The 24,305-nt window shown below is 76.0% G+C and carries 1 protein-coding gene (only partly in view); it reads right to left on the reverse strand.

Translation table 11 applies throughout. From position 1 onward, the window contains the following. Window positions 1–24,305, reverse strand: the 3' portion of a protein-coding gene (locus B9O00_RS32705; protein WP_089229793.1) for a non-ribosomal peptide synthetase. It continues 1,357 nt past the right edge of the window; only the last 24,305 of its 25,662 coding nucleotides appear in the window; its start codon lies beyond the right edge, outside the window — the gene reads right to left on this strand; the stop codon is at window positions 1–3.

Genomic DNA, 24,305 nt, shown 5'->3' on the forward strand with positions numbered 1-24,305 from the left:
TCAGCTCCCCGCCCCCAGCTCCCGGCCCAGCAGCGCCGCCAGCTCCGAGACGTTCGGCTCCTGCAGGATCGTGTAGTGGCTCGCCGTGGTGAGCGAATGGCGGACCAGGCGGCCGACCGGCACCAGGCAGTTCCAGCCGTGGTCCGGGGCGCTGTCCAGGCCCTTGCCGAAGGCGTGGTCGGCACTGACCAGGACCACCGGGCCGCCGGCGTAGGGCCTGGGCTGGTAGGCGTCCATCGCCAGGACGTGCGCCCTGAACAGCGGGAACAGCTCGGCCAGCGCCGTCGAGCCCGCCTCGGGCCCGGCCGCCCCGAGCCGCGCCAGCAGGGCGGCGGCCGGCGCCCGGCGCGCCGCCCGTTCCAGCTCGACGATCAGCTCGTGGTCGGCGCCCAGCACCTCGCGGGCGAAGTCGAGCACCAGCTTCGCTTCCGGATCGGTGACCCGGCCGTCGTCGAGCCGCTGCTCCAGCGCCCGTACCGCCGCCGGCGTGTAGCTGTCGATCAGGGCGAGCAGCGCGACCCGCTCGCCGGCCCGGGTCAGCTGCTGGGCGACCTCGTAGGCGAGCACGCCGCCGAACGACCAGCCGGCCAGGCGGTAGGGCCCGTGCGGCTGGCGCGCGCGCAGCGCCGTCACCTGCAGGCCGGCCAGCGCTTCCAGCGTCTCCGGCACCTCCTCGCCGGTCAGGCCGGGCGACTGCAGGCCGCAGACCGCCAGGTCGCCCGGCAGGTCCCGGACCAGGGCCCGGTAGGGCAGCACGCTGCCGCCGACCGCGTGGAAGCAGAACAGCGGCGCCTGCCCGCCCTTCTCGCCTCCGCCTTTCTCCTCACCACCCGCCGCCGCGCCGCCCAGCTCGACCAGCAGGGCCGCCGTCTCCGGCAAGGGCCGGGCCAGCAGCTCGGCCTGGGCACGCAGGGTCGGGCGCAGCAGCAGCGCCGCCAGCGGCAGGCTGCGCCCGAAGGCGGCCTCGATGCGCGCCATCAGCCGCACCGCCAGGATCGAATGGCCGCCGAGGGCGAAGAAGTCATCGGTCGGGCCGACCGACGGCACGGTCAGGACCTCGCGCCACAGCTCGGCCAGGCGCGCTTCGAGCTGCGAGTCGGGCAGCGCCGCCGCCACCCGCTCCGGCGCGACGGCCGGCGCCATCAGGCCGAGCGCCGTGCGGTCGATCTTGCCGCCGGCGGTCAGCGGCATGGCCTCGAGGCGCCGCAGCTCCGCGGGCACCATCGGCGCCGGCAGCAGGGCGCGCAGCTGGGCGAGCAGCGCCTCCTCGGAGGCCGCGCCCTCGCCGGGGACGAAGAAGCCGACCAGCCGGAGCTCGCCGTCGTCGTCCTCGAGCGCCAGCACGGCCGCCTGGGCGACGCCGACGAGCGCGCCGAGGCGCGCCTCGATCTCGCCGAGCTCGACCCGGAAGCCGCGGATCTTGACCTGGTGGTCGTGCCGCCCGACGAACTCGACGAGCCCGCCGCGATCGGGCAGGACGCGCACCGCGTCGCCGGTCGCGTAGAGCCGCGACGCATCGCCCGTCTGCGCGGCGAAGGGGGCCGGCGCGAAGCGCGCCGCGGTCAGCTCGGCGCGGTTGAGATAGCCCTCGGCGAGCCGGGCGCCGCCGAGCCAGAGCTCGCCGACCACGCCCTCGGGCACGGCCTGGCCGTGGCGGTCCAGGACGTAGGCCGCCGTGCCGGGCAGCGGCCGGCCGATCGGCACGTTCGCCGTGTCGCCGGGCGACCAGGGCTCTGCCGTCAGGTCGCAGACGAGGCTGGTGATCGTCGCCTCGGTCGGCCCGTAGGCGTTGACCAGCCGGGTCCCGGCCAGCGGGCTCTCCCGGTAGCGGCGCAGGGTGTCGGGCAGCAGCGCCTCGCCGCCGACGACGACCAGGCGCAGCCGCTCGTGCAGGCGGAAGCCGGCGTGCTCCCAGGCGCGCAGCACCTCGCGCAGGTAGCTCGGCGGCAGGTCGGCGACGGTGACCCCGGCAGCGGCGACGACGCGATCGAACTCGCCGACCGTCCAGAGCCGGCTGCCGCGCACGACCAGGCAGGCGCCGGCCAGCAGCCCCGGCAGGATCTGCTCCAGGCTGGTGTCGACGCTGAGGGCGGCGAACTGCAGGATCCGGTCGTCGGGCGTCAGGCCGTAGTACTCGGCGATCAGGCGGCAGTGCTCGGCGAGCGCCCGATGGCCGACCTGCACGCCCTTCGGCCGCCCCGTCGAGCCCGAGGTGTAGACCAGGTAGGCGGGATCCCCCGGGCGCACGGCGACCGGCTTGCGCCGGGAGCGGCGCGGCCGCGCCGGCAGCGCCGACAGCTCGACCAGGACCAGCGAGTCGCGCGCCTCGGCCGGCAGGCGCTCGGCCGTCGCCGGCTCGACGACGAGGGCGCGGGTGCCGCTGTCGGCCAGCTGGAAGGCGATGCGGTTGGCCGGATGCTCGGGATCGAGCGGCAGGTAGACGGCGCCGGCCTTCAGGATGCCGAGCAGCCCGACGATCATGTCCGGCGAGCGGGTCACGAACAGCCCGACCCGGTCGCCGGGCCCGACGCCGGCGTCGGCCAGGCGCGCGGCCAGCGCGTCGGCGCGGTTGGCCAGCTGCCGGTAGCTGACGACGCGCTCGGGCTCCTCGGCATCGAGCAGGGCCGGCGCGTCGGGAGTCGCCTCGACGCGGGCGTCGAAGGCCGCGGTCACCGGTGCCGCCTCGGCCTCGTCCGTGCGCGGCCAGGCCGGCGGCAGCGGCTCGGGCACGCCCTGGCGGCAGAGCTCGGCGATCGGCCGCCCGGGCGCCTCCAGCGCCTCGCAGAACAACGCCAGGTACTGCCCGGCGAGGCGCTCGATCGTCTCCACCTCGAACAGGTCGGCACTGTAGCTGAAGCGCAGCTTGAAGCTCTCGCCGACCTCGTACACCTCCAGGCCGAAGTCGCTGTCCCCCTCCTGGCAGACCTCGTCGATCACCGTCCAGGTGGCATTGCTCTCCTGGCCGGTGGAGGCCTGGTAGACGTAGCTGACCTCGAAGATCGGGGCGCCTCCGCCGTGCCGGGCCGGCAGTGCGCGCACGACCGCCGGCAGCGGATAGGCGGCGTGATCGAGACCGTGCATCATGGTCGCCCTGACCGCGCGCGCCAGCTCCGCGAATGACTGCTCCGGCGCGACCCGGCTGCGCAGGGCGAGGACGTTGACGAAATAGCCGATCAGCAACTCGAAGCGCGGCTCGGGGCGGTTCATCGTCGGCATGCCGACGATGACCTCCTCCTGTCCGCCGAGCCGGGCGAGCAGCATGTTCAGAACCGTCAGGAACAGCGTCGGCGCGGCGACGCCGAGCTCACGCGCGAAGCGGCGCAGGGGCCGGGCGACCAAAGGCGTCAGGCAGAGATGCAGCGTGCGGCCGCCGGCCGGGCCGCGCGCCGGCCGTGGGTGGTCGTAGGGCAGCGCCGCGCGCGGCAGCTCGCCGCCGAGATGCTGCCGCCAGTAGTCCCGATGCGCGCCGGCCTCCGGGCTCGCCATCATCGCCTGCTCCCAGGCGACGAAGTCGGCGAAGCTGGCCGCGGGGCGTGGCAGCGACGGCGCCTCGCCGCGGCGCAGCGCCTGGTAGGCCTCGTACAGCCAGTGCGTCACCAGAACCCCCGACACGGCGTCGCAGATCAGGTGGTGCATGGTGACCATGACGGCGGTCGGGCTGCCGGCGCGCGGGAAGAGGTGCAGCCGCACCAGCGGCCCGTCGAGCTGGAAGGGCATCTTGGCCACAGCCAGCAGATGCGGCCCGATCTCGGCGTCCGCGAGATGGGAGAGATCCTGCCGGTAGATCGGCAGCTCGCCGGCGGGCGCGGTCTCGCTGTACCAGCTGCCGGCCTCGCTGCGGACCACGCTGCGCAGCATGTCGCAGTGCCCCCAGACCGCCTGACAGGCGGCCCTGAACGCGGCCTCGTCGAAGCCGGGCTCGGTCAGGAAGGCGACCGGTATGTTGTAGGCGCCCGAATCCGGGTCGGCGAGCTGCAGCAGCCACAGGCCCTGCTGGCCTTCGGACAGCGGCAGCCGCTCCGGCTGGAGCGCGGGGCCTGGCTCGACCGGCGTTGGCGCCTCCGCCGGCTCGGCCGTACCGAGAGCCCGGGCCAGAAAGTCGGCTATCCCGGCAGTCGTGACCCGGTCGAGGAAGTCCGACGGCCGCAGCACCGGCCCATGCTCCTTGTTGAGCAGGTTGGTCAGGCGCGTGATGCCGATCGAATCGAGGCCGTGATCGGCGAGGTCGTCCTCGGGACCGATCTCCTCGGGCCGGAGCTTGAGCAGCTCCGCGACCGTGCGCCGGACCGAAGCGCGCAGCGCGCTCGCCGGCGCGGCGGGTCCGGCCGCGCCGGCCGCCACAGGCACCGAGACCGCCGCCTCGGCCGGTGCCGGCGTCGCCTCCGGGGCGGCCGTGCCCAGGGCCTGCTCCAGGAAGCCCACGATGCCCGCGACCGTGACCCGGTCGAGGAAGTCAGACGGCCGCAGCACCGGCCCGTGCGCCTTGTTGAGCAGGTTGGTCAGGCGCGTGATGCCGATCGAATCGAGGCCGTGGTCGGCCAGGTCGTCCTCGGGGCCGATCTCCTCGGGCCCGACCTTGAGCAGCTCGGCGACCGTGCGCAGAACGGAGTCGAACAGGGAACCCGCTGCTGCGCGGGAGGGGCCGGGCGCGGCCTCCGCCGGCGGCACCGGCGCCTCGACCTCGGCCGGCGCCGGACCGAACAGCGCCTCGCGCAGGCGCGTGCGGTCTCCCGACAGCATGACGACCTGGGGTCCGCCGGCCGCGAGCGCCCGGTAGAGCGCCTCGAAGGCCTGCCCGGCCTGCAGCGGCAGGATGCCGCTGGTGGCCAGCATGCGCTCCGCGCTGGCCTCGTCCACGGCCATACCGCCCTCGGCGGCCCAGAGCGGCCAGCCGACCGAGAGCGTGCCCGCGCCGCGCCCGGCCGCGTAGGCGTCGAGGAAGGCGTTGGCGGCGGCGTAGTCGGCCTGCCCGCCGTTGCCGAAGCTGCCGGCCACCGAGGAGGCGAGCAGGAACAGCCCGACGTCGAGGCCGCGGATGGCGCGGTCGAGGTTGACCGTGCCGCGGACCTTCGGCGCCAGCACCGCCCGGAAGTCCTCGGGGCTCTTCTTGACGGCATAGCTGTCGCGCAGCACGCCGGCGAAGTGCAGCACGCCGTCGAGCCGGCCGTGGCGCGCGCGGAGGCCCGCGACCAGGGCCTCGACCTGGCCCGCCTCGGCGACGTCCAGGCGCTCGTAGACGACGGTGGCGCCGGCGGCTTCGAGCCGTGCCAGGCGCGCGCGCCGCTCTTCCGACAGCGCCGAGCGCCCGGTCAGGATCAGGGTGGCCCGGGTCGTCCTGCGGACGATCTCCTCGGCGAACAGCAGGCCGATCGCCCCGGCGCCGCCGGTCAGCAGGTAGATGCCGCCGTCCTTCCAGGGCGCCGGCGGCACCGGTCCTGCGGCCTCGATCTCGGCCAGGGCACGGACCTGGCGCCGGCCGGCGCGGTAGCGCACCTCGGCGTCCTGCCAGGCCGCGTGGTTCTCGGCCAGCCGCCGCTTCAGCGTGTCGGCCGTCTCGTCGCCCTCCAGCGCGATCACCTGGCCGGCCAGCCTGCGGCTCTCCTGCGCGGCGCTGCGCAGCAGGCCGGAGACGCCGGCGAGCAGCGCCCCCTCGGCGGAGCCCGGCACGACGACCTGGAGCAGCAGCGGCGGTGCCGAGGCGTCCTGGAGGACCGCCTTCACCAGCCCGAAGAGCTGCTCGTAGAGCGCGCAGCACAGGGCGGCGGGGTCGCGCTCGGAGGCGTTCAGCGTGGTGCCGCCGACCTGTTCGGCCAGCGCCGGCGGCAGGTCGAGCAGGACGACGCGCACGGCCGGTGACGCGCCCGGCGCCGGCCGCGCCGGGGCGTCCCGCCACTCGGGCCGGCAGAGCAGCAGCCCGTTCTGCGACGGTCGGGCCTGCAACGGTCCGCTCTGCGCCTGCGTCTCCGGCAGCAGGCTGCCGTAGCGCGCCGTCTCGGGCAGCCAGTAGCGGTCGCCGGCGAAGGGATAGGTCGGCAGGCCGACCCGGCGCGGCCGCACCGCCCCGTAGAGCAGCCGCCAGTCGACCACGCGGCCGTCGACCCAGGAGGCCAGCAGCCGGTCGAGCTCGCCGCGCCCGATCCAGCCGCGCACCGTGTCGTCACTCTCCGCCTCCTCGTCGAGGCCGCTGGGCAGCGAGCCGCGACGGCAGCCCGGGGCCTCGCCGGCCTCGGCGAAGGCGGCGAGCCGGGCCCGCGCCTCGGCGAGCGAGCCGGCCACGAAGGCCAGGCGCTCGGCCAGGGCCCGGCGGCCGACCTGCAGGGTGAAGGCGACGTCCTGGAGGTCGAGCTCCCGGCCCTCCGGTCCGTCGAGGAAGGTGGCCAGACGGCGGGCCATCACTTGCAGCCGATCGGCGCTCGCGGCCGAGAGCACGATCAGCGCCGGCTGCCCGGGCGGCAGGGCGGCCGAGGTCGGCGGCGCCTCCGGCGCCAGATACTCCTCGACGATCGCATGGGCGTTGGCGCCGCCGGCGCCGAAGGAGGAGACGCCGGCGCGCCGCGGCCCCTGCCCCGGGCTCGGCCAGGGCGCGAGCCGTCGCTGCAGGACGAAGGGCGTGCCGGCGAAGTCGATCTTCGGATTCGGCGGGTCGCAGTTGATCGTCGGCACGAGCTGCCGGTGGCGCAGCTGCAGCAGCACCTTGGTGAGGCCGGCCATGCCGGCGGCGCTCTCGGTATGGCCGATGTTCGACTTCACCGAGCCGAGGGCGATCGGGCGCTCGACGCCGGCGAAGGCCCGGGACAGGCCGCGGACCTCGATGGGATCGCCGAGCGCGGTCCCGGTGCCGTGCGCCTCGACGTAGTCGATGCTCTCCGGCGCGACGCCGGCCCGCGCCAGGGTCCGGGCGATGAGCCGGCCCTGGGCCAGGGGGTTGGGCACCGTGTAGCCCTTGTTCCGGCCGTCGGCACCCGCCTCGCAGCCCTTCAGCAGGGCCAGGACACGATCGCCGTCGGCCAGGGCGCGCTCGAGCGGCTTGACGATCAGGGCGCCGACCCCTTCGCCGACCACGAAGCCGTCGGCCCCCTCGCCGAAGACGCGGGACGTCGGGCCGCTGGACAGCATGCCGGCCGAGGCCCGGACCGTGAAATGCCGCGGATGCAGGACCAGGTTGACGCCGCAGACCAGGGCGGCCTCGCAGCCGCCGTCGCGCAGGCTCTCCATGGCCAGGTTGAGCGCGGTGAGAGACGAGGCGCAGGCCGTGTCGACGGCTAGGCTCGGCCCGTCGAAGTCGAAGAGGTAGGAGATCCGGTTGGCGAAGGACCAGTGGTTGGAATAGGGGTGATAGGTGCTGTTCGTCACGCCGACGAAGACGCCGACCCGGCCGCCCTCCCCGCCGGCGAGCGTTTCCGGCGTATGGCCGGCATCCTCGATCGCCGCCCAGGCGACCTCCAGGGTCAGCCGCTCCTGGGGGTCCATGAACTCGGCCTCGGCCGGGGAGATCCGGAAGAAGCGCGGGTCGAAGCGGTCGAAGCCGTCCAGGAATCCGCCCCAGCGGCTGTAGGTGCGGTTGGCCTTGCTGCGCTCCGGATCGAAGCTCGGCCGCCAGTCCCAGCGCTCGGCGGGAACCTCCGAGATGCAGTCGCGCCCGCTCCGCAGGTTCTCCCAGAAGGCTTCCAGGTCCGGGGCCTTCGGGTAGCGGCCGCTCAGCCCGACCACCGCGAGCTCCACCGTCGCGGCGCCCGACGACGGCCGGGAGAGGCCGACGGCCGGCGCCGCCGGCCGCGCCGGCGGCACGGTCGGCGCCGAGAGGCCGAGGTGGGCCTCCAGCGCCGCGCGATCGTGCGCGATCAGCCAGTCGGCGATCGCACCGATCGACTGCACCTCGAACAGCAGGGTGTTGCCGACCGCGGGGAAATGCCGGCGCAGCGCCTCGGCGAGCCGCACCGCCAGCAGCGAGTCGATGCCGTAGCTATCGAGCGGCGCGCCGGCCCGGATCTCCTCGGGCGCCATGCACAACGTCTCGGCGACCAGCCCCTTGACCGCCTCGACGGCGCGCACCCGAAGCGGCTCTGCCGGGGCCGCCGGGACCGGCGGCATCGCGGCGGCGACGGCCGCGGCCGGCGGCTCCTCGCCGACCCAATGGCGCTCGCCGGAGAAGGGGTAGGTCGGCAGCGGCACGCGGCGGAAGCCGGGGCCGAACAGGCGCGCGTAGTCGAGACGGCAGCCCTCGAGGTAGAGCTCGGCGAGGGTCTCGAGCGCTCCCGTGTCCACGGCGGCGCCCGCCCCCCGCGCCCGCCAGGTCTCGATGGCCGCGTCACCGCGGCGGCGCGCCGCCGCCGTCTCGCCGAGCGCGCCCTCCCCGAGCTCGGCGGCGCGCAGGCCCGCCGCCGTCTCGCCCTTCAGCCAGCGCTCCAGGGCCTCGGCCAGCCCCGCGGTCGAGTGTGCCACACAGGCCAGGCGGTAGTCGCAGTGCTGGCGGCCGACCAGCAGGGTGAAGGCGACATGGCCCAGATCCTCGGCCGGCCGCGCCCGGCAGTGCGCCGCCAGGTTGCGGGCCTGCACGCGGAGCTGCACGGCGTTGCGGGCCGACAGCACCACCAGATGGGCCGGTCGGGCCGGCGAGGCCACCGCCTGGGCCGGCGCCTCCTCGATCACGACGTGGGCGTTGGTGCCGCTGAGGCCGAAGGAGCTGACGGCGGCGCGCCGCGGGCTGCCGGCCGGCGCCGGCCAGTCGGCGAGCCGGGTGCTGACGTAGAAGGGGCTGTCCTCGAAGTCGATCGCCGGGTTCGGCGTCTCGAAGTTGAGGCTCGGCGGGATCTGCCGCCGCTCCAGGGCGAGCAGCACCTTGAGCACGCCGGCGATGCCGGCGGCCGTCGTCAGGTGGCCGATGTTGGTCTTGACCGAGCCCAGGGCGCAGAAGCCGCGCCGCTCGGTGAAGGCGCGGAAGGCCGCGGTCAGCGCCCTGACCTCGATCGGATCGCCGAGCCTGGTGCCGGTGCCGTGCGCCTCGACCAGCTGCAGGCTCCCGGGATCGATGCCGAAGCGCTCGTAGACCCGGCGCTCCAGCCGCTCCTGGGAGCGCGCGCTCGGCGCCGTGATGCCGTTGGTGTGGCCGTCCTGGTTGGTGCCGCTGCCGCGGATCACGCCGCGGATCGCGTCGCCGTCGGCCAGCGCGTCGGACAGGCGCTTCAGGACCACGACGCCGACGCCCTCGCCCGGCACGAAGCCGTCGGCGGCCGCGTCGAAGGTGCGGCAGCGGCCGCTCGGCGAGAGCATGCCGGCCGAGGTCGCGGAGACCTGGAAGTCCGGCGTCGCCCGCACGAACACGCCCCCGGCCAGCGCCATCTCGACCTCGTCGCCCTGCAGGGCCTGGCAGGCCTGGTGCAGCGCGACCAGCGAGGCGGAGCAGGCGGTGTCGACCGCGATCGCCGGGCCCTGCAGGTCGAGGTGGTAGGTGATGCGGGCGGGGATCATCGAGGCGGCGCTCCCCCAGCTGGCATGCGGCGGCACCGCACCCCGGTACAGCCGCGAGTAGTCGCCGCTGCCGCAACCGACCCAGACGCCGCAGAGCCGGCCGCGCATGGCCTCCCCGGCATAGCCGGCGTCCTCAAGGGCGTGCCAGGCCTCCTCCAGGAACAGCCGCTGCTGCGGATCGATGTAGGCGGCCTCGAGGCCGGAATACCGGAAGAAGCGGGCGTCGAATCCGTCGACGCGCTCCAGGAAACCGCCGTGACCGCAGCGCCCCTCGGCCGCGGGGTCCGAGTCCCAGCGGGTCGCCGGACCGACAAGGTCGTCGCCGGCGGCGAGGTGCCGCCAGAAGGCGTCGAGGTCCGGCGACCGGGCGAAGCGGCCGGCCATGCCGACCACGGCGATCGGCTCGTCGCGCGTGTCGGCGCTCGACCGCCGCGTCGGCGCGAAGGCCGCCGCCGGCACCGCCGCCGCGGGTGCGGCCCGCGAGGCGGCCGACACGCCGGAGCCGTCGCCGGCATCGGCCGCCGGGGCCGCCGGTGCCCGGGCCTGCACCGTGGCGAGATGGCTCGCCAGCTCGTCGAGCGTCGGGTAGTCGAACAGCAGGGTCGACGGCAGGCTCAGCTCGAGCCGGCGGTTGATCTCGCCGACCAGCTTCACCGCGACGATCGAGTCGACGCCGTACTCGGCGAAGCTGCGGTCGTTCTCCAGGCGCGCCGGGTCGAGCTGCAGCGCCTCGGCCACGGCATCGCGCAGCAGGCCGCGCAGCCGAGCAGGGTCGGGCTGCGGGGGCCCGGCCACCGGCTCCGGCACCGGCAAAGGTCCGCCGGCCGCCGCCCGGGCCCCGCCGACCGGCTCCGGCGCCGCCACCGGCTGGCGGACCAGGCCGTCGCTCTCGGCGACCAGGATCTGCTGGCCGATGTCGACGGCCTCGGCCGCCGGCAGCCAGGGCCCGGCGAAGCCCTCCAGGCGCAGCAGCCTCGTCCAGCCCTCCGGCGACAGGGCAGGGCTGCCCGGTAGGCGCAGCGCCGCATCGTCGTAGAGCCACCAGCCGTCGAGCAGCCCGAAGGTCACGTGGGAGAAGAGCGCGGTCGTCGACAGCTCGTTGAGCAGCAGCAGGCCGCCCGGTCGCAGCGTCGCCTTGGCGTTGCGCAGCGTGCGGCGGAGGTCGCGGGTGGCGTGGAGCACGTTGGCCGCCACGACCAGGTCGTAGGCGCCCTCTTCGATCCCCTGCCCGGCCGGCGGCGTCTCGACGTCGAAGCGCCTGGTGACCAGCCAGGGACGCCCCGGCGCGTAGCGCTTGCGCGCGTGCAGCAGGAAAGCCGGCGAAAGGTCGGTGTAGCAGTACTCCTCGACCGCGCCGGGCAGCACGTCGAGGCGGGCCAGCAGCGGCGCCGAGGTGCCTCCGGTGCCGGCGCCGATCTCCAGGATGCGCAGCGCCCGGCCCGGCTCGCGCGCCCGGCGCTCCTCGATCGCCGCCACGGCAGCCTCGACCAGGATGCCGTTGTAGAGGTCGGCGATCGGATTGGCGCCGTAGATCGCCTCGACCAGGGACAGCGAGGAGCCCGGGAACAGCACCTCGGTCGCCGGGACCCGCCCGGACAGCACGGCCGGCAGCGCCTCCAGGCAGGCCTCGAGCAGACGGACCCGGCCGGCGAGGTGCGGAACGGCCTGCCAGGCCGGCCGCGCCGCCGTCCAGTCGGCCCGCAGCGCGCCGGGGTCGCGGCCCGGCCGCTCCGGCCCGTGGCCGGCGGCGAGCAGAGCCCGGCTGGCGGCGAGCCAGCGCTTGTACTTCGGAAGCAGCGGCCCCTCGAAGGCGTCGAGGATCGCGTGCAGCCGCTCTGCCGTCAGCCGGCCGAGCTCGGCCGGCGGCAGCGCCGCGCGCGCCTCGGCGACCGCGGGGGCGAAGCGGCCGTCGGGCAGCCGCTCGCGCAGCCGCTCCAGCACGGCGGGCGCCGGCTCGCCGACCCGGCGCCGCCGCTGGTCGGCCAGCAGGCCGGCGATGCGCTTGGGCACCAGCGTCTTGTAGACCGCGAGCTGGCGGTCCGGCCCGGCGAGCAGGCGTTCGAGCGCGGCCATGCCTTCGGCGGGCTCGATCGAGCCGATGCCGGCGCGCTCCATGCGCTGCCGGTAGCGATCCTCGGCGACGACGCCGATGCTGCCCCAGTAGCCCCAGTTGACGACCTTGACCGCGCCAGGGGCGAAGCCGCCGCCGTGCGCCAGCGCCGCCGCGAAGGCGTCCTCGAAGCAGCAGCCGGCCACGTAGTTCGCCTGGCCGGCCGCGCGGGTCGTGCTGTTCACGGAGGAGAAGAACAGCAGGAAGTCGAGATCCAGGCCGGCGAACAGCTGGGCGAGGCGCAGGCTGACGTCGAGCTTCGCCGCGTAGGCCGCGCGGAAGTCCGCCTCGCCCATGCGCGCGAGCGACTGGTCGCGCAGCACCAGGGCCGAGTGGACGACGCCGTCGATCCGCCCGAAGCGGCGCAGGGCCTCGTCGCGCGCCGCCGCCAGCGCCCGGCGGTCGGCGGCGTCGGCCTGCAGATAGAGCGGCACCGGCCCGCGGCCGGCGACCGCTTCCAGCCGGGCACGCAGCGCCTCGTCGGGGGCACGCCGGCCGATCCAGACGAGCTGAGCGCCGTAGCGCTCGACGAGATGGCGGCTCCAGGCCTCGCCGAGCCCTCCGGCGCCGCCGACCACGAGATAGACGCCGCCCTGGCGGTACGGCAGCGGGGACAGGGCGGGCTCCCCGGCGAGCGGCAGCAGGGCCTGGCGCAGCCACTCGCCATCCCGCCAGGCCCAGGTCGCGCCGGCTCTCTCGGGGCCGTCGGCCGGCAGGCGCAGCGCCTCGTCGATCGGGCCCTCTCCCGAGGCCGGCAGGTCGACCAGCCGGACCGTCCAGCCGGGCTGCTCCTTGGCCAGCGCGCCGGCGAGGCCGTGCACGCCGGCGTGCGCCGGCGCGACCGGCTGGTCCGGGCGCACCGCCTGGGTGCCCGCGGTCACCAGGGTCAGCGCCAGCGGCCGCGCGTCGAAGCCCTCGGCGATCAGCGCCTTGACCAGCCGGAACAGCTGCAGCGTGCCGCGCTCCTGGGCCGCCAGCAGCGCCTCGTCCGCCGGCCCGCCGGCGGGCTCCGCCGGCGCCAGCCAGACCAGGCGGTCGAGCGGTCCCTGCTCTGCCAGCAGCCGTCGGAAATCCGCCTCGGAGGCGGCCCCCGGCGCTGTCTCGACCGGGTCCGGGACCAGGGCGCGCAGCGCCGCCCGCTGCGCCGCGCTGCCGCCCAGCACCAGGACCCGCTCGCCGGGGGCGGGCGCGGCGTCGAGCACCGGGCTCACCGGCTCCCAGACCGGGGCGAGCAGCGCCAGGCCCGCGGGCAGCCCGCCCGGCTCGGCGGTCCGTGCCGCCGCCGTCACCGACAGCGGTCGGGGCGGCAGGCGCCGGGCCACGCGCGACATGAAGCCGAGCATCCGCACGCAGGCACGGCCCTCGGCGTCGCAGAGCTCGAGATCCAGCGTCTGCGTCCGTCCGCTGTCGCCGACCCGCCGGACCCAGACGATCGGGTCTTCGGGCAACGGGCGGAGCCACTCGACGGCGTCGAGCGCGAAAGGCAGGCGCAGCGCGCCCTCGCCTTCCCCGGCCGGCAGGGCGAAGGTCGCCTGCAGGGCGCTGTCGAGCAGGCTCGGGTGCAGCCGGAGGGCGTCCGAGCGTGGCGGTGCCACGGCCGGCAGCCGCAGCCGGGCCAGGACCTCGTCCGGTCCGGCACGGACCTCATCGAGGCCGCGGAAGCTGGGCCCGTAGTCGAGGTCGTTTTCGCGGAACATCGCATAGCACCACGCGCGCTCGAAGCGTGTCCGCGTCACGCGCGCTTCCAGCGCCGGAACATCGAGTGCCGGCGGCGGCGCCGCCGTGGCGGCGCGCACCTGGCCCTGGCCGTGCAGCCGGACCTCTCCGCCCTCGACCGTCGAGAGCTCGTAGCGCAGCGCGCCGCCGCGCTCCTCGAAGAGCGCGATCCGCACCTCGACGCCGGCCTCGCCGACGACCAGCGGCACCAGCCAGGTGACCTGCTCGACGCGCAGGGCGTCCGGGTCGTCGCCGAGCCGGCCCGACAGCGCCGCGGCCGCCCGGGCGATCTCCAGGTAGGCGACGCCGGGCAGCAGAGGCTGGCCGGCGACCCGGTGGTCGGCCAGGAAGAACTCGCCGCCCGTGAAGCGCAGGCGGGCGGCCCAGACGGCCCCCTCCGGCGGCGGCACTTCCGTCAGGCCGGCGAGCAGCGGGTTCGAGGCCGGCACGGCGACCTCGATCGGGGCGACCTCGATCGGGGCGGTCTCGATCGGGGCGGTCTCGATCGGCGGCGTCTCCGGGGCGGACTCGTCGGCCGCAGACGCCGGCGTGGGCTTCGGCCAGTAGCGCTCGCGGGCGAAGGGGTAGCCGGGCAGCCGGACGCGGCGCGGCGCGTCCGTGCCGAACAGCCGCCGCCAGGGCAGCTCGCGGCCTTCGAGGTAGAGCGCCGCCAGCCCCTCCAGTGCCGCCCGGCGCGACCCCTCCGCCCCCGCGGCCGCGGCCAGCAGCGTCTCGATCCGCCGCTCGACCTCGGGATCGGCCGTCGGCCGGCGCGGTGCCTTCGCGGTGGGCGCCGCGGCCAGGGCCGCGGCGGCCTCGGCCGGGTTCCCGGCGACAACCGCCCGGCGATAGGTGAAATGGTGGCGGCCGCCGAGCAGAGTGACGCTCGCCGTCGCCAGATCCACCCGCCCCTCGCCCAGGACCGCGCAGAGGCCTCGGATCCGCTCGGCCAGCGCCTCCTCAGTCTTGGCCGAGACGACGATCAGGTGCCAAGGCGCAGCCGGCACCGCCGGCGCGGGCTCGGGCGCCCAGTCCCGGACCAGCACATGGGCGTTGGTGCCGCTGATGCCGAAGGCGCTGACGGCGCCGATGCGCGGGCGCCCGGCGCGGCGCGGCCAGGCACGCCGCGTCCGGTTGAGGTAGAAGGGGCTGGCGTCCCAGGCGACGTGCCCGCTCGGACGCTCGCAATGCAGGCTCGGCGGAATCGCCTCGTGCTCCAGGCCTTCGACCAGCCCGATCAGGCTGACCAGGCCCGAGGCGGCGAAGCAGTGGCCGACGCTGCTCTTGGTCGAGGTCAGCGCGCACCACGGCCCGTCCGGGGCCTCGCCGAAGGCCTCGGCGAGCGCCGTGACCTCGACCGGATCGCCGAGCGGCGTGCCGGTGCCGTGGCTCACGACATGCTCGATCGCGCGGGGCGGGATGCCGGCCCGCTCGGCGACCGAGCGGACCAGCGCCGTCTGGGCCGCGCCGTTGGGCGCGGTGATGCCGTTGCTGTGGCCGTCCTGGTTGACGCCGCTGGCCAGGATCACCGCCCGGATCGGGTCGCCGTCGGCGAGCGCCCGGGACAGCGGCTTCAGCACGACCGCGGCGACGGCCTCGCCCGGCACCATGCCGTCGGCATCCTCGGCGAAGGCGCGGCAGCGGCCGGTCGGCGAGAGCATGCCGGTCTGGCTCATGGCGACGAAGGGCTCGGGCCTCAGGTTCAGGTTGGCGGCCGCCGCGATCGCCGTCAGGCACTCGCCGGCGCGCAGGCTGGCGCAGGCCTGGTGCAGCGCGACCAGTCCCGAGGAGCAGGCGGTGTTGATCGCCATCGCCGGCCCGTCGAGGTCGAGAAAGTAGGACAGGCGCGCCGCCAGGACGCCGTCGTGGTTGGAGGTGACGCCGAGTCCGGGCGCGACCTGCTGGTAGTTGCCCTGCTCGACCCCGACGAATACGCCGACCGGGCCGCCGGCGAGCTGGCCCGGACCGTAGCCGGCGTCTTCGAGAGCGTTCCAGCACTCCTGCAGCAGCAGGCGCTGGCGCGGGTCCATGGCGGTCGCCTCGCTGGGCGCGATCTCGAAGAACAGCGGATCGAACTCGTCGGCACCCGGGACCCAGCCGCCCCACTTGCTGACGCTCCGGCCCGGCTGCAGCTCCCGCCCGCCATAGACGGCGCGCCAGTCGAAACGCTCCACGGGAACCTCGCCGACCGCGTCCCGGCCCTGCTCCAGGATCCGCCAGAGCGCATCGGCGTCGCGCGCCTGCGGGAAGCGCCCGCTGAGACCGAGGATGGCGATCGGCTCCTGCGTCGCGGATGCTGGCAGGCCGGCGGACGGCGCGCCGAACGGCTCTGCCGGCGGCGGCGCAGGCTCGGGACCCGGCTCCGGCGCGGCGGCGTCCGCGCCGGGCGCGAAATGCGCCTGCAGCTCGTCGCGATGCCGCGCCAGGAAGTGGGCGGTCAGCCGCTCGACCGTCGAGTGGCTGAAGAAGACCGCCGGGGAGACCGAGATGCCCCAGGCGACCCGCATCCGGCGCGCCAGCTCGCCGATCCCGAGCGAGTCGAGGCCCAGATCGGCGAGGTTGGCGTCGCTCGCCACCTGCTCGGGCGGCAGGCCGAGCTGGTCGGCGACCAGGGCCGTCATCTCGCTCCGCAGGGCCTGCTCCAGCGGCAGGCTCGCGACGGCCGGCGCGGGCCGCTGCGGCGCCGGCGCGTCTTCCGTCGGCGCCCCGGCCGGCACGGCCGTCACTGGATCGATCCAGCAGCGCCGATAGTCGAAGGCGTAGAGCGGCAGGCCGACGCGCCGCGGCCGCCGCCCGGCGTGCAGCGCCGGCCAGGGCGGCTCCAGCCCTTCGGTCCAGAGCCGGGCGATCAGCGTGTGCTTGCCCTTGGCGATCCAGCCGTCGACGGTCGCCGCCATGTCCTCGTCGGCGGCGAGCAGCGCCAGCGCGCCGCGCCCCGGCTTGGCCCGGCCCCGGTAGAGGCCCTCCGCGGCGGCGTCGCCGTCGACGGCCGCCTGCAGCCGCTCGCGCAGCTCGGCGAAGGACCGCACGACGCAGGCGAGGCGCTGCTCCATCGGCTCGCGGCCGACCTGCAGGGTCCAGGCGAGGTCCTGGAGCGCGACCGACGCGTCGCCCGCCTCGGCCGCCCTCGCCTCGGCCGCCCTCGCCTCTGGCGTCGCACCGGGCTGCCGGCCGACCAGCTCCGCAACGCAAGTCGCGCGCAGCAGGTCCGTCGCCGGCAGCTCGAGGCCGAGCCGTTCGCTGAGCGCCCCGGCCAGCCGGTTGCGCGCCAGAGCGTCGAGGCCGTAGCACTCGAAGGGCTCGTCGGCGGCGACCTCGTCGGGCGCGACCTCGAGGATCTCGGCCAGCACCGCGCAGGCGCTCTGCAGAAGCGCGTCCTGTTCAGGCTCTTCGACGACAGCGGCCGGGCCGCCGAGGCCGCGCGCCTCAAGGAAGGCCAGCAGGTCGCGGGCACGCGCCTGCAGCGCCGCCTCGCTCGCGGCCGAGAGCACGACGATCGCCGGTGCGTCGTCCTCGGCGGCAGGCGCCGGCGCGGCGTACTCCTCGAGCAGGACGTGGGCGTTGACGCCGCCGAAGCCGAAGGAGCTGACCCCGGCCAGGCGCGGCCTGGGGCGACCGGCGGCGTCGCGCGGCGGCGTCCAGGGCCGGCCCTCGCACAGCAGGTAGAAGGGGCCGCCATCGAGCTCCAGGTAGGGATTGACCTGGTCGCAGTGCAGGCTGGGCAACAGGCGCCGGTGGCGCAGCTGCAGCAGCACCTTGATCAGGCCGGCGATGCCGGCGGCGGTCTCCAGGTGGCCGATGTTGGTCTTGACCGCCCCGAGGCCGCACCAGGCCTCTCCCGCTCCCGCATCCCCGGCGGCGCCGAGCTCGCGGAAGGCGCTCTTGAGCGCGTTGACCTCGACCGGGTCGCCGAGCCGCGTGCCGGTGCCGTGCGCCTCGACGTAGGAGATGTCGCGCGGCTCGACGCCGCCGGTCCGGCAGGCCGTCTTGATCAGCTCGGCCTGGGCCCGGGCGTTGGGCGCGGTCAGGCTGTTGGCCCGGCCGCCGTGGTTGACCGCCGAGCCGCGGATCACCCCGAGGATGCGGTCGCCGTCGGCCTCGGCGCGGTCGAGGCGCTTGAGCACCAGCATGCCGACGCCCTCGCCGCGCACGTAGCCGTCGGCAGCGTCCGAGAAAGTCTTGCAATGGCCGTCACGGCTCAGCATGCCGGCCTTCGAGAAGCCCAGATGCGCGGTCGGCGAGAGCATCGCCATGACACCGCCGGCCAGCGCGAGCGCGCAGTCCCCGGCGGCGATCGCCCGGACCGCCCGGTGCACCGCCACCAGCGAGGAGGAGCAGGCAGTGTCGACGAACTCGCTCGGCCCGTGCCAGTCCATGAAGTGGCTCATGCGTGCCGGCGCCATCGAGGGCAGCAGGCCGACCAGCGTCTGGCCCGCGACGCCGCCCTCGTCGCGCACCACGCGCTCGCCCCAGTCGCTCGCGCCCATGCCGACGAACAGGCCGGTGTCCGATCCCGCGAGCGCCCGGCGCGCGTAGCCGGCGTCCTCCAGCGCCAGCCAGGCATAGGTCATCAGCAGTCGCTGCTGCGGGTCCATGCACCTGGCCTCGCGCGGCGACAGGCCGAAGAACTGGGGATCGAAGTCGGCGGCGCCCTCGATGAAGCCGCCCCACTTGACGTCGGTGCGGCCGGGCTCGGAGGGGTCGCCCCAGATCGCCCGCCAGTCCCAGCGGTCGGGCGGCACCTCGCCGATGCAGTCGCGGCCCTCGGCGAGGTTGCGCCAGAAGGCCTCCAGGTCCTCGGCCATCGGGAAGCGGCCGCTCATGCCGATCACCGCGACCGGCGTCGCCCGGCCGGGCTCCGCCGGCGCCGGTCCGGCCGCCGGCGCGGCGGTCGGGAAGTGGCCGGCCGCCGGCGTGCGGGAAGCCGCGGGCACTGCCTGCGGCCGCACCGGCGCGGCAGTCTCGGGCGCCGGCAGGCTCTCGCGCTGCCCGGCCAGGAGGTGGCCGAGGAAGCGGTTCACCGTCGCGTGCTCGAAGAAGACCGCCGGGGTCAGCCTGAGCCCGAGGGCCGCGTTCAGGCGGTTGGCGAGGTTGGTCAGGCTGATCGAATCGAAGCCGAAGCTGTCGAACTCCTCGTCCGGATCGAGGCCCTCGGGGGCGACGCCGACCAGCTCGGTGATGAGAGCGAGCAGCCGGCTCCTCAGGCTCTCTTCCAGGGCGGCCAGGTCGGCCTCGGGCGCGGCCGCTGCGGGCTTCGTCTCCGTCAGCGCCGCCGCCTCCGGCGCCAGCCGAACCACCACCCGCGGCCCGCCGGCCGCGAGCGCGCGGTAGAAGCAGGCGAGGCCCTGCTGCCTGGAGAGCTCCGGCGCCCGCGCCTCCAGGGCCGCGTCGGGGCGCATGCCGCCGTCGCGCCACAGCGGCCAGGCGATCGAGAGGCTGCGGCCGCGGCGCTCCCCGGCGGCCACCAGCCTGTCGCGCCGCACCGCCAGGGCATCGAGGAAGGCGTTGGCCAGGGCGTAGTCGGCCTGGCCCAGGCTGCCCAGCGCCGAGACCGAGGAGAAGAGCAGGAAGAGATCCAGGTCGAGCCCGGCCGTCGCCTCGTCCAGCGTCAGCGCGGCGCGCAGCTTCGGCGCCAAGACCGCGCGGACCTGCGCCTCGGTCTTGTTGACCAGCAGGCTGTCGGCGAGCACGCCGGCGGCGTGCAGCACGCCGTCGAGCCTGCCGTGGGTCGCCAGAGTCTCGTCGACGGCGGCCCGCAGGGCGTCGGCGTCGGTGACGTCAACCTGGCGGTACTCGGCCTGTCCGCCCTGCGCCGCCAGCCAGGTCGTGCTGTCCGCGTCGAGCGGCGAGCGGCCGAGCAGCACGACGCGTGTGCCCTCGCCCCGCTCCAGAATCTCGCGCGCGAAGATCCGGCCGAGACGGCCGAGTCCGCCGGTCAGCAGGTAGACGCCGCCGGCCCGCCACGCCGGGTCGGCCGGCGCGGCGATCGCCGAAATCGACTCCAGTGCAGCGACTTCGCGGACGCCGTTCAGACGACGGATCAGGCAGTCCTCGGGCCGCGCAGCCTCCTCGGCCAGGATCGCCTTCAGCCGTTCGCCCGACGTCGCCGGCTCGACGGCGACGATCTGGACCGGCAGCGTCGGGTGCTCGATCCGTGCGGTCGCGGCGAGACCCGTGAGCGCGGTCAGCAACGCGCCCTCGCCGAGCGCCGGCACGACGAACTGGACCAGCAGCGGCGCTGCCCGGCGCGCGCGCGCCAGCTCCCGGAGCCGGGCCAGCGCCGCGACCGCGATCGCCTCGATGTCGCCGACGAGCGGCTCGGCCTCGACGCCGTCCGGCACCTCGAGGCCGCAGAAGAGCACGCGCCGCTCGGCGACGGCCGCGCCGCCGCTCGCCGGAGCGGCGACCCAGGCCGGCCGCTCCAGGCGCGGCCGCACCGCCCCGCCCGGCCCGGCGAGCCGGGCGAGGCCGCGCAGGCGGAGGCAGACGCGGCCCGTTCCGTCGCAGAGATCCAGGTCCAGGCGCTGCACCCGGTCGCCCGGCGCCGAGCCCGCGGCCGGGCGCACCCAGGCCCAGAGCGGCGAGACGCAGGGGCCGAAGGTCTCCAGGCCGGCCAGCTCGAAGGGCAACGAGCTCCCCGCCGGCTCGACGCCGGCCTCGGAGCGCCACGCGTCCAGCGCCAGGAAGGCGGCCTGCACGGCGCCGTCGAGCAGGCTCGGATGCAAGCGCAACGGCCCGCCGCCGTCCAGGCCCGCGGGCAGCACGAGGCGCGCCAGCGCCTCCCGCTCGCCGAGCCGCAGATGCTCGACGCTGCGCAGGGTCGGACCGTAGCCGGCACCGCCGGCGGCGAAGCGCGCGTAGCAGGCCTCCGCCGGCTCCTGCGCGCCGGTCATGAGCGCGGCCAGCGCCTCGAGGTCCAGTTCCGGCGCCGCGTCGCCCTCGCGGGCCCGGACCCGGCCCTGGCTGTACAGCCGGCGCTCGCCGTCGGCATCGAGGCTGTAGATCTCGAAGCCGACGTCCCGGTCTCCCGGCGCGAGAGCGACCTGCAGGTCCAGGGCCGCGTCGGCCTCGACCGGCGCGATCCAGACGACCTCCGAGAAGGCCGCGTCGAGCTCCCGGCGTCCCAGGGTCTCGGCGAGCGCGGCGCGGGCCATCTCCAGGTGGACGACACCGGGCAGCACCCGGCGGCCGGCCATGACGTGGTCCCTGAGGAAGAACTCCTCGCCGGTCAGGTGCGAGGTGAAGCGCTGCTCGGCGAAGTCGGAGCTGTTGCGCTGAGCCAGCGGATGGAGCACCGCCGCGGACGCCGCCGCTGCGCGCCCTTGCGGCGGCGCGATTCGCTCCGGCGCGAAGGGATAGCCCGGCAGGGCGATGCGGCGCACCGATCCCGGGGCATGCAGCCGCTGCCAGTCGACCCTGCCGCCCTCGACCCAGTGCCGGCCGATGTCCTCCAGCGCGGCGCCCTCGCCGTCGGCCCCGGCGAGCGCCTCGTCGGCGACCCCGACGAGGAATCCCTCCTCCCGGCCTTCGGCGAAGCCGGCGAGGCACCGGCGCAGCACCTCCCGCTCCTCGACGACCAGCGCCAGGCGGTGCGTCATCGCCCGGCGGCCGGCCTGCAGGGTCCAGGCCAGGTCGGCGAGGTCGGGGCTCTCCTCCGCCAGGAAGGCGGCGAGGCGCCCGGCCGCGGCGCGCAGCCGCTCGGGACTGCGCGCCGAGAATACGACGAGCTGCGGCCCGGGCTGCCGCTCCGGCTCGGCCCGTTCCGGAGCGGCCCGGGCCGGCGCCTGCTCCAGCACCGCGTGGGCGTTGGTGCCGCCGATGCCGAAGGCGCTGACCGCCGCCCGCCGCGGGCCCGGCCCCGCCGGCCAAGGCTCCAGCCGCTCGGCGACATGGAAGGGGCTGGCGGCGAAGTCGATCCGCGGGTTCGGCCGTTCGTAGTGCAGCGTCGGCACGATCTCGCCCTGGCCGAGGCAGAGCGCCGCCTTGATCAGCCCGGCCAGGCCCGCCGCCGTGTCGAGGTGCCCGAGGTTGCTCTTGACCGAGCCGATCGCGCAGCGCTGCCGGGGCGCGCTCCCGCCCCAGGCCTCGCTCAGCGCCGCGACCTCGACCGGATCGCCGAGCGCCGTGCCGGTGCCGTGCGCCTCGACGTAGCCGATCGAGGCGGGATCGACGCCGCTGACGGCCAGCGCCCGGGCGATCACCTCGGCCTGGCCGCGCACCGAGGGCGCGTAGTAGCCGGCCTTGTCGGCGCCGTCGTTGTTCACCGCCACGCCGCGGACCAGCGCGTAGACCGGATCGCCGTCGGCCAGGGCGTCGGCCGCGCGCTTGACCAGCAGCACCGCCACGCCCTCACCCGGCACCAGGCCGTCGGCCGCGGCGTCGAAGGCCTTGCAGCGGCCGTCCGAGGCGAAGTTGAGGCCGGGCTCGTGGCGGTAGCCGGGCGGGCCCTCGGGGAACAGCGTGCAGGCCCCGACCAGCGCCTGGCGGGCCTCGCCCGAGCGGATCGCCTGGGCCGCCGCGTGCAGCGCCACCAGCGAGGACGAGCAGTTGGCGTGCACGGCGTAGCTCGGGCCGGTCAGGCCGAGCTGATAGGAGATCGTGGTCGCGAGGGTGCCGGGCTGGCCGAGCAGCCAGTCGACGTAGCCCTCCGCGGGTCCGGCCCGGGCGGCGGAGGCGCCGGTCGCCATGAAGACGGCGGTGTCGGGGATCTCCTCGGGCCGGCGGCCGGCGTCCTCGATGGCCGCCCAGGCGCTCTCCAGCAGCAGCCGGAACTGCGGGTCCATCTGCGCCGCGTTGCGCGGCGAGATGCCGAAGAAGCCGGCGTCGAAGAGGTCCCGCCCCTCGATGCCGTGGCGCACCGGCACGTAGCGCGGGTCGGCGAGGACCGCCTCCGGCACGCCGGCGGCGCGCAGCTCCTCGGGCGTGAAGCGCCGGCCGGCGTCGCGGCCCTCGCGCAGCAGGCGCCAGAAGGCCCGGTGGTCCGGCGCACCGGGGAAGCGGCAGGCGATGCCGACGATGGCCAGGGCGCCGTCGTCGGTCTCCCGCGCCGGTGCCGCGGCCGGAGCCGCCGTCTCGGCCGGCCGGTCGCGACTGAGATATGCCGCCTGGGCGGCGATCGTCGGGTGGCGGAAGATCTCGCTGACCTCGACCGGCCGCCCGAAGGCCTCGCCGAGCCGCTCGGCGAGCAGCACCGCCGAGACCGAATCGCCGCCGGCCCGGAAGAAGCCCTCGTCTCGGCCGACCGCCTCGCGACCGAGCAGCGCGCGCCACAGGCCGGCGACCCACGCCTCGGTCCCCGGGTCGGCGGCGGCGGATGCGCGGTCGGGCGCGGGGCCACACGCCGGCTCCGCCCGTCGCTCGGCCAGCGCCCGGCGGTCGAGCTTGCCGTTCGGGGTCAGCGGCAGGGCCTCGAGGCCCGCGACGAGCTCCGGCACCATGTAGGCCGGCAGCGCCTCCGCGAGATGCCGGCGCAGGGCCTCGGGATCGAGCGGCGCGCCGTTGCGCGCCTCGCACCAGGCGACGAGGCGCCGGCCCTGCCCGGCCGCCTGCGCCACCACCGCGGCCCGGCGCACCGCCGGATGGGATTCCAGCCGCGCCTCGATCTCGCCCGGCTCGATCCGGTAGCCGCGCAGCTTCAGCTGGCGGTCGGCCCGGCCCAGGTATTCCAGGCTGCCGTCGGCGCGCCAGCGGGCCAGGTCGCCGGTCCTGTACATGCGCCCACCCGGCTCGGACCCATCCAGGTCGGCGGCGAAGGGATCGGCCAGGAAGGCCGCGGCCGTCGGTCCCGGCCGGCCGCGATAGCCCCGCGCCAGCCCGGCGCCGGCGAGGTAGAGCTCGCCGGCCACCCCGACCGGCTGCGGCGACAGGCCGGCGTCGAGCACGTAGGCCCGGGTGCCGGCGATCGGCCGGCCGATGGTGACCGGGTCGCCGGCCCCCAGGCGCGCCTGGGTCGACCAGATCGTCGCCTCGGTCGGGCCGAAGAGGTTCCAGACCGCCGTGCCGGCCTCGTCGAAGCGCGCCTTGAGCGCCGGCGGCAGCGCCTCGCCGCCGCACAGCACCTTCAGGCCCTCGGCGTTGCGCCAGCCGGCATGGAACAGCATGGTCCAGGTGGCCGGCGTCGCCTGCAGCGCCGTCGGCCGCAGCCGCGCGATCTCGGCCGCCAGGCGCCGGCCGTCGCGGGCCGTCTCCGCGGGGCAGACGACGACCTCGGCGCCGACCGTCAGCGGCAGGAAGAGCTCCAGGCCGGCGATGTCGAAGCTGATCGTGGTCACGGCCAGCAGCCGGTCGCCGGCCGAGAGTCCCGGCGCCTCGGCCATCGCGGCCAGGAACGCGGCCAGGGCCCGGTGCGGCACCATCACGCCCTTGGGCCGGCCGGTGCTGCCCGAGGTGTAGATCAGGTAGGCCGGGTCCTCGCCGCAGAGCGCCGGGCCCGGCCGGAAGGCGTCCGCGTCGGCCGGTGCCGCCGCCTCGTCGAGCCGCAGCCTCGCGACCTCTGCACCGATCACGGCCGCGCCAGAGGCGTCGCAGACGACCAGCCTGGTGCCGCTGTCCGCGAGCATCAGCTCCAGCCGCGCCGGCGGGAAGCCCGGGTCGAGCGGCAGGTAGGCGGCACCGCTGCGCAGGATGCCGAGCAGCCCGACGAGCAGCAGCTCAGAACGGTCCAGGCAGAGCCCGACGACGTCGCCGCGACCGATGCCGAGCCCGGCCAGGCGTGCCGCCAGGGCGCCGCTCCGCGCCTCGAGCTCGCCGTAGCTCAGGCGGGTCTCGCCGAAGCGCACCGCGGAGGCTTCCGGCGTCGCCGCCGCCTGCCGGGCGAAGGCTTCCGGCAGCAGCGCCGGCGTTCCTGACGGGACCGTCCCCCTGCCCCAGTCCGCGAGCAGCCAGCCACGCCCGGCGGCGTCGAGCAGCGGCAGCTCAGAGAGTGGGCGCTCGGGATCGGCGACGAGCCCCGCCAGCAGCGTCAGGTAGTGGTCCGTCCAGCGTAGAACGGTTGCCTCGTCAAAGAGATCCG

The sequence above is a fragment of the Tistlia consotensis USBA 355 genome (assembly GCF_900177295.1).
In the GTDB taxonomy this organism is placed as follows: domain Bacteria; phylum Pseudomonadota; class Alphaproteobacteria; order Kiloniellales; family DSM-21159; genus Tistlia; species Tistlia consotensis.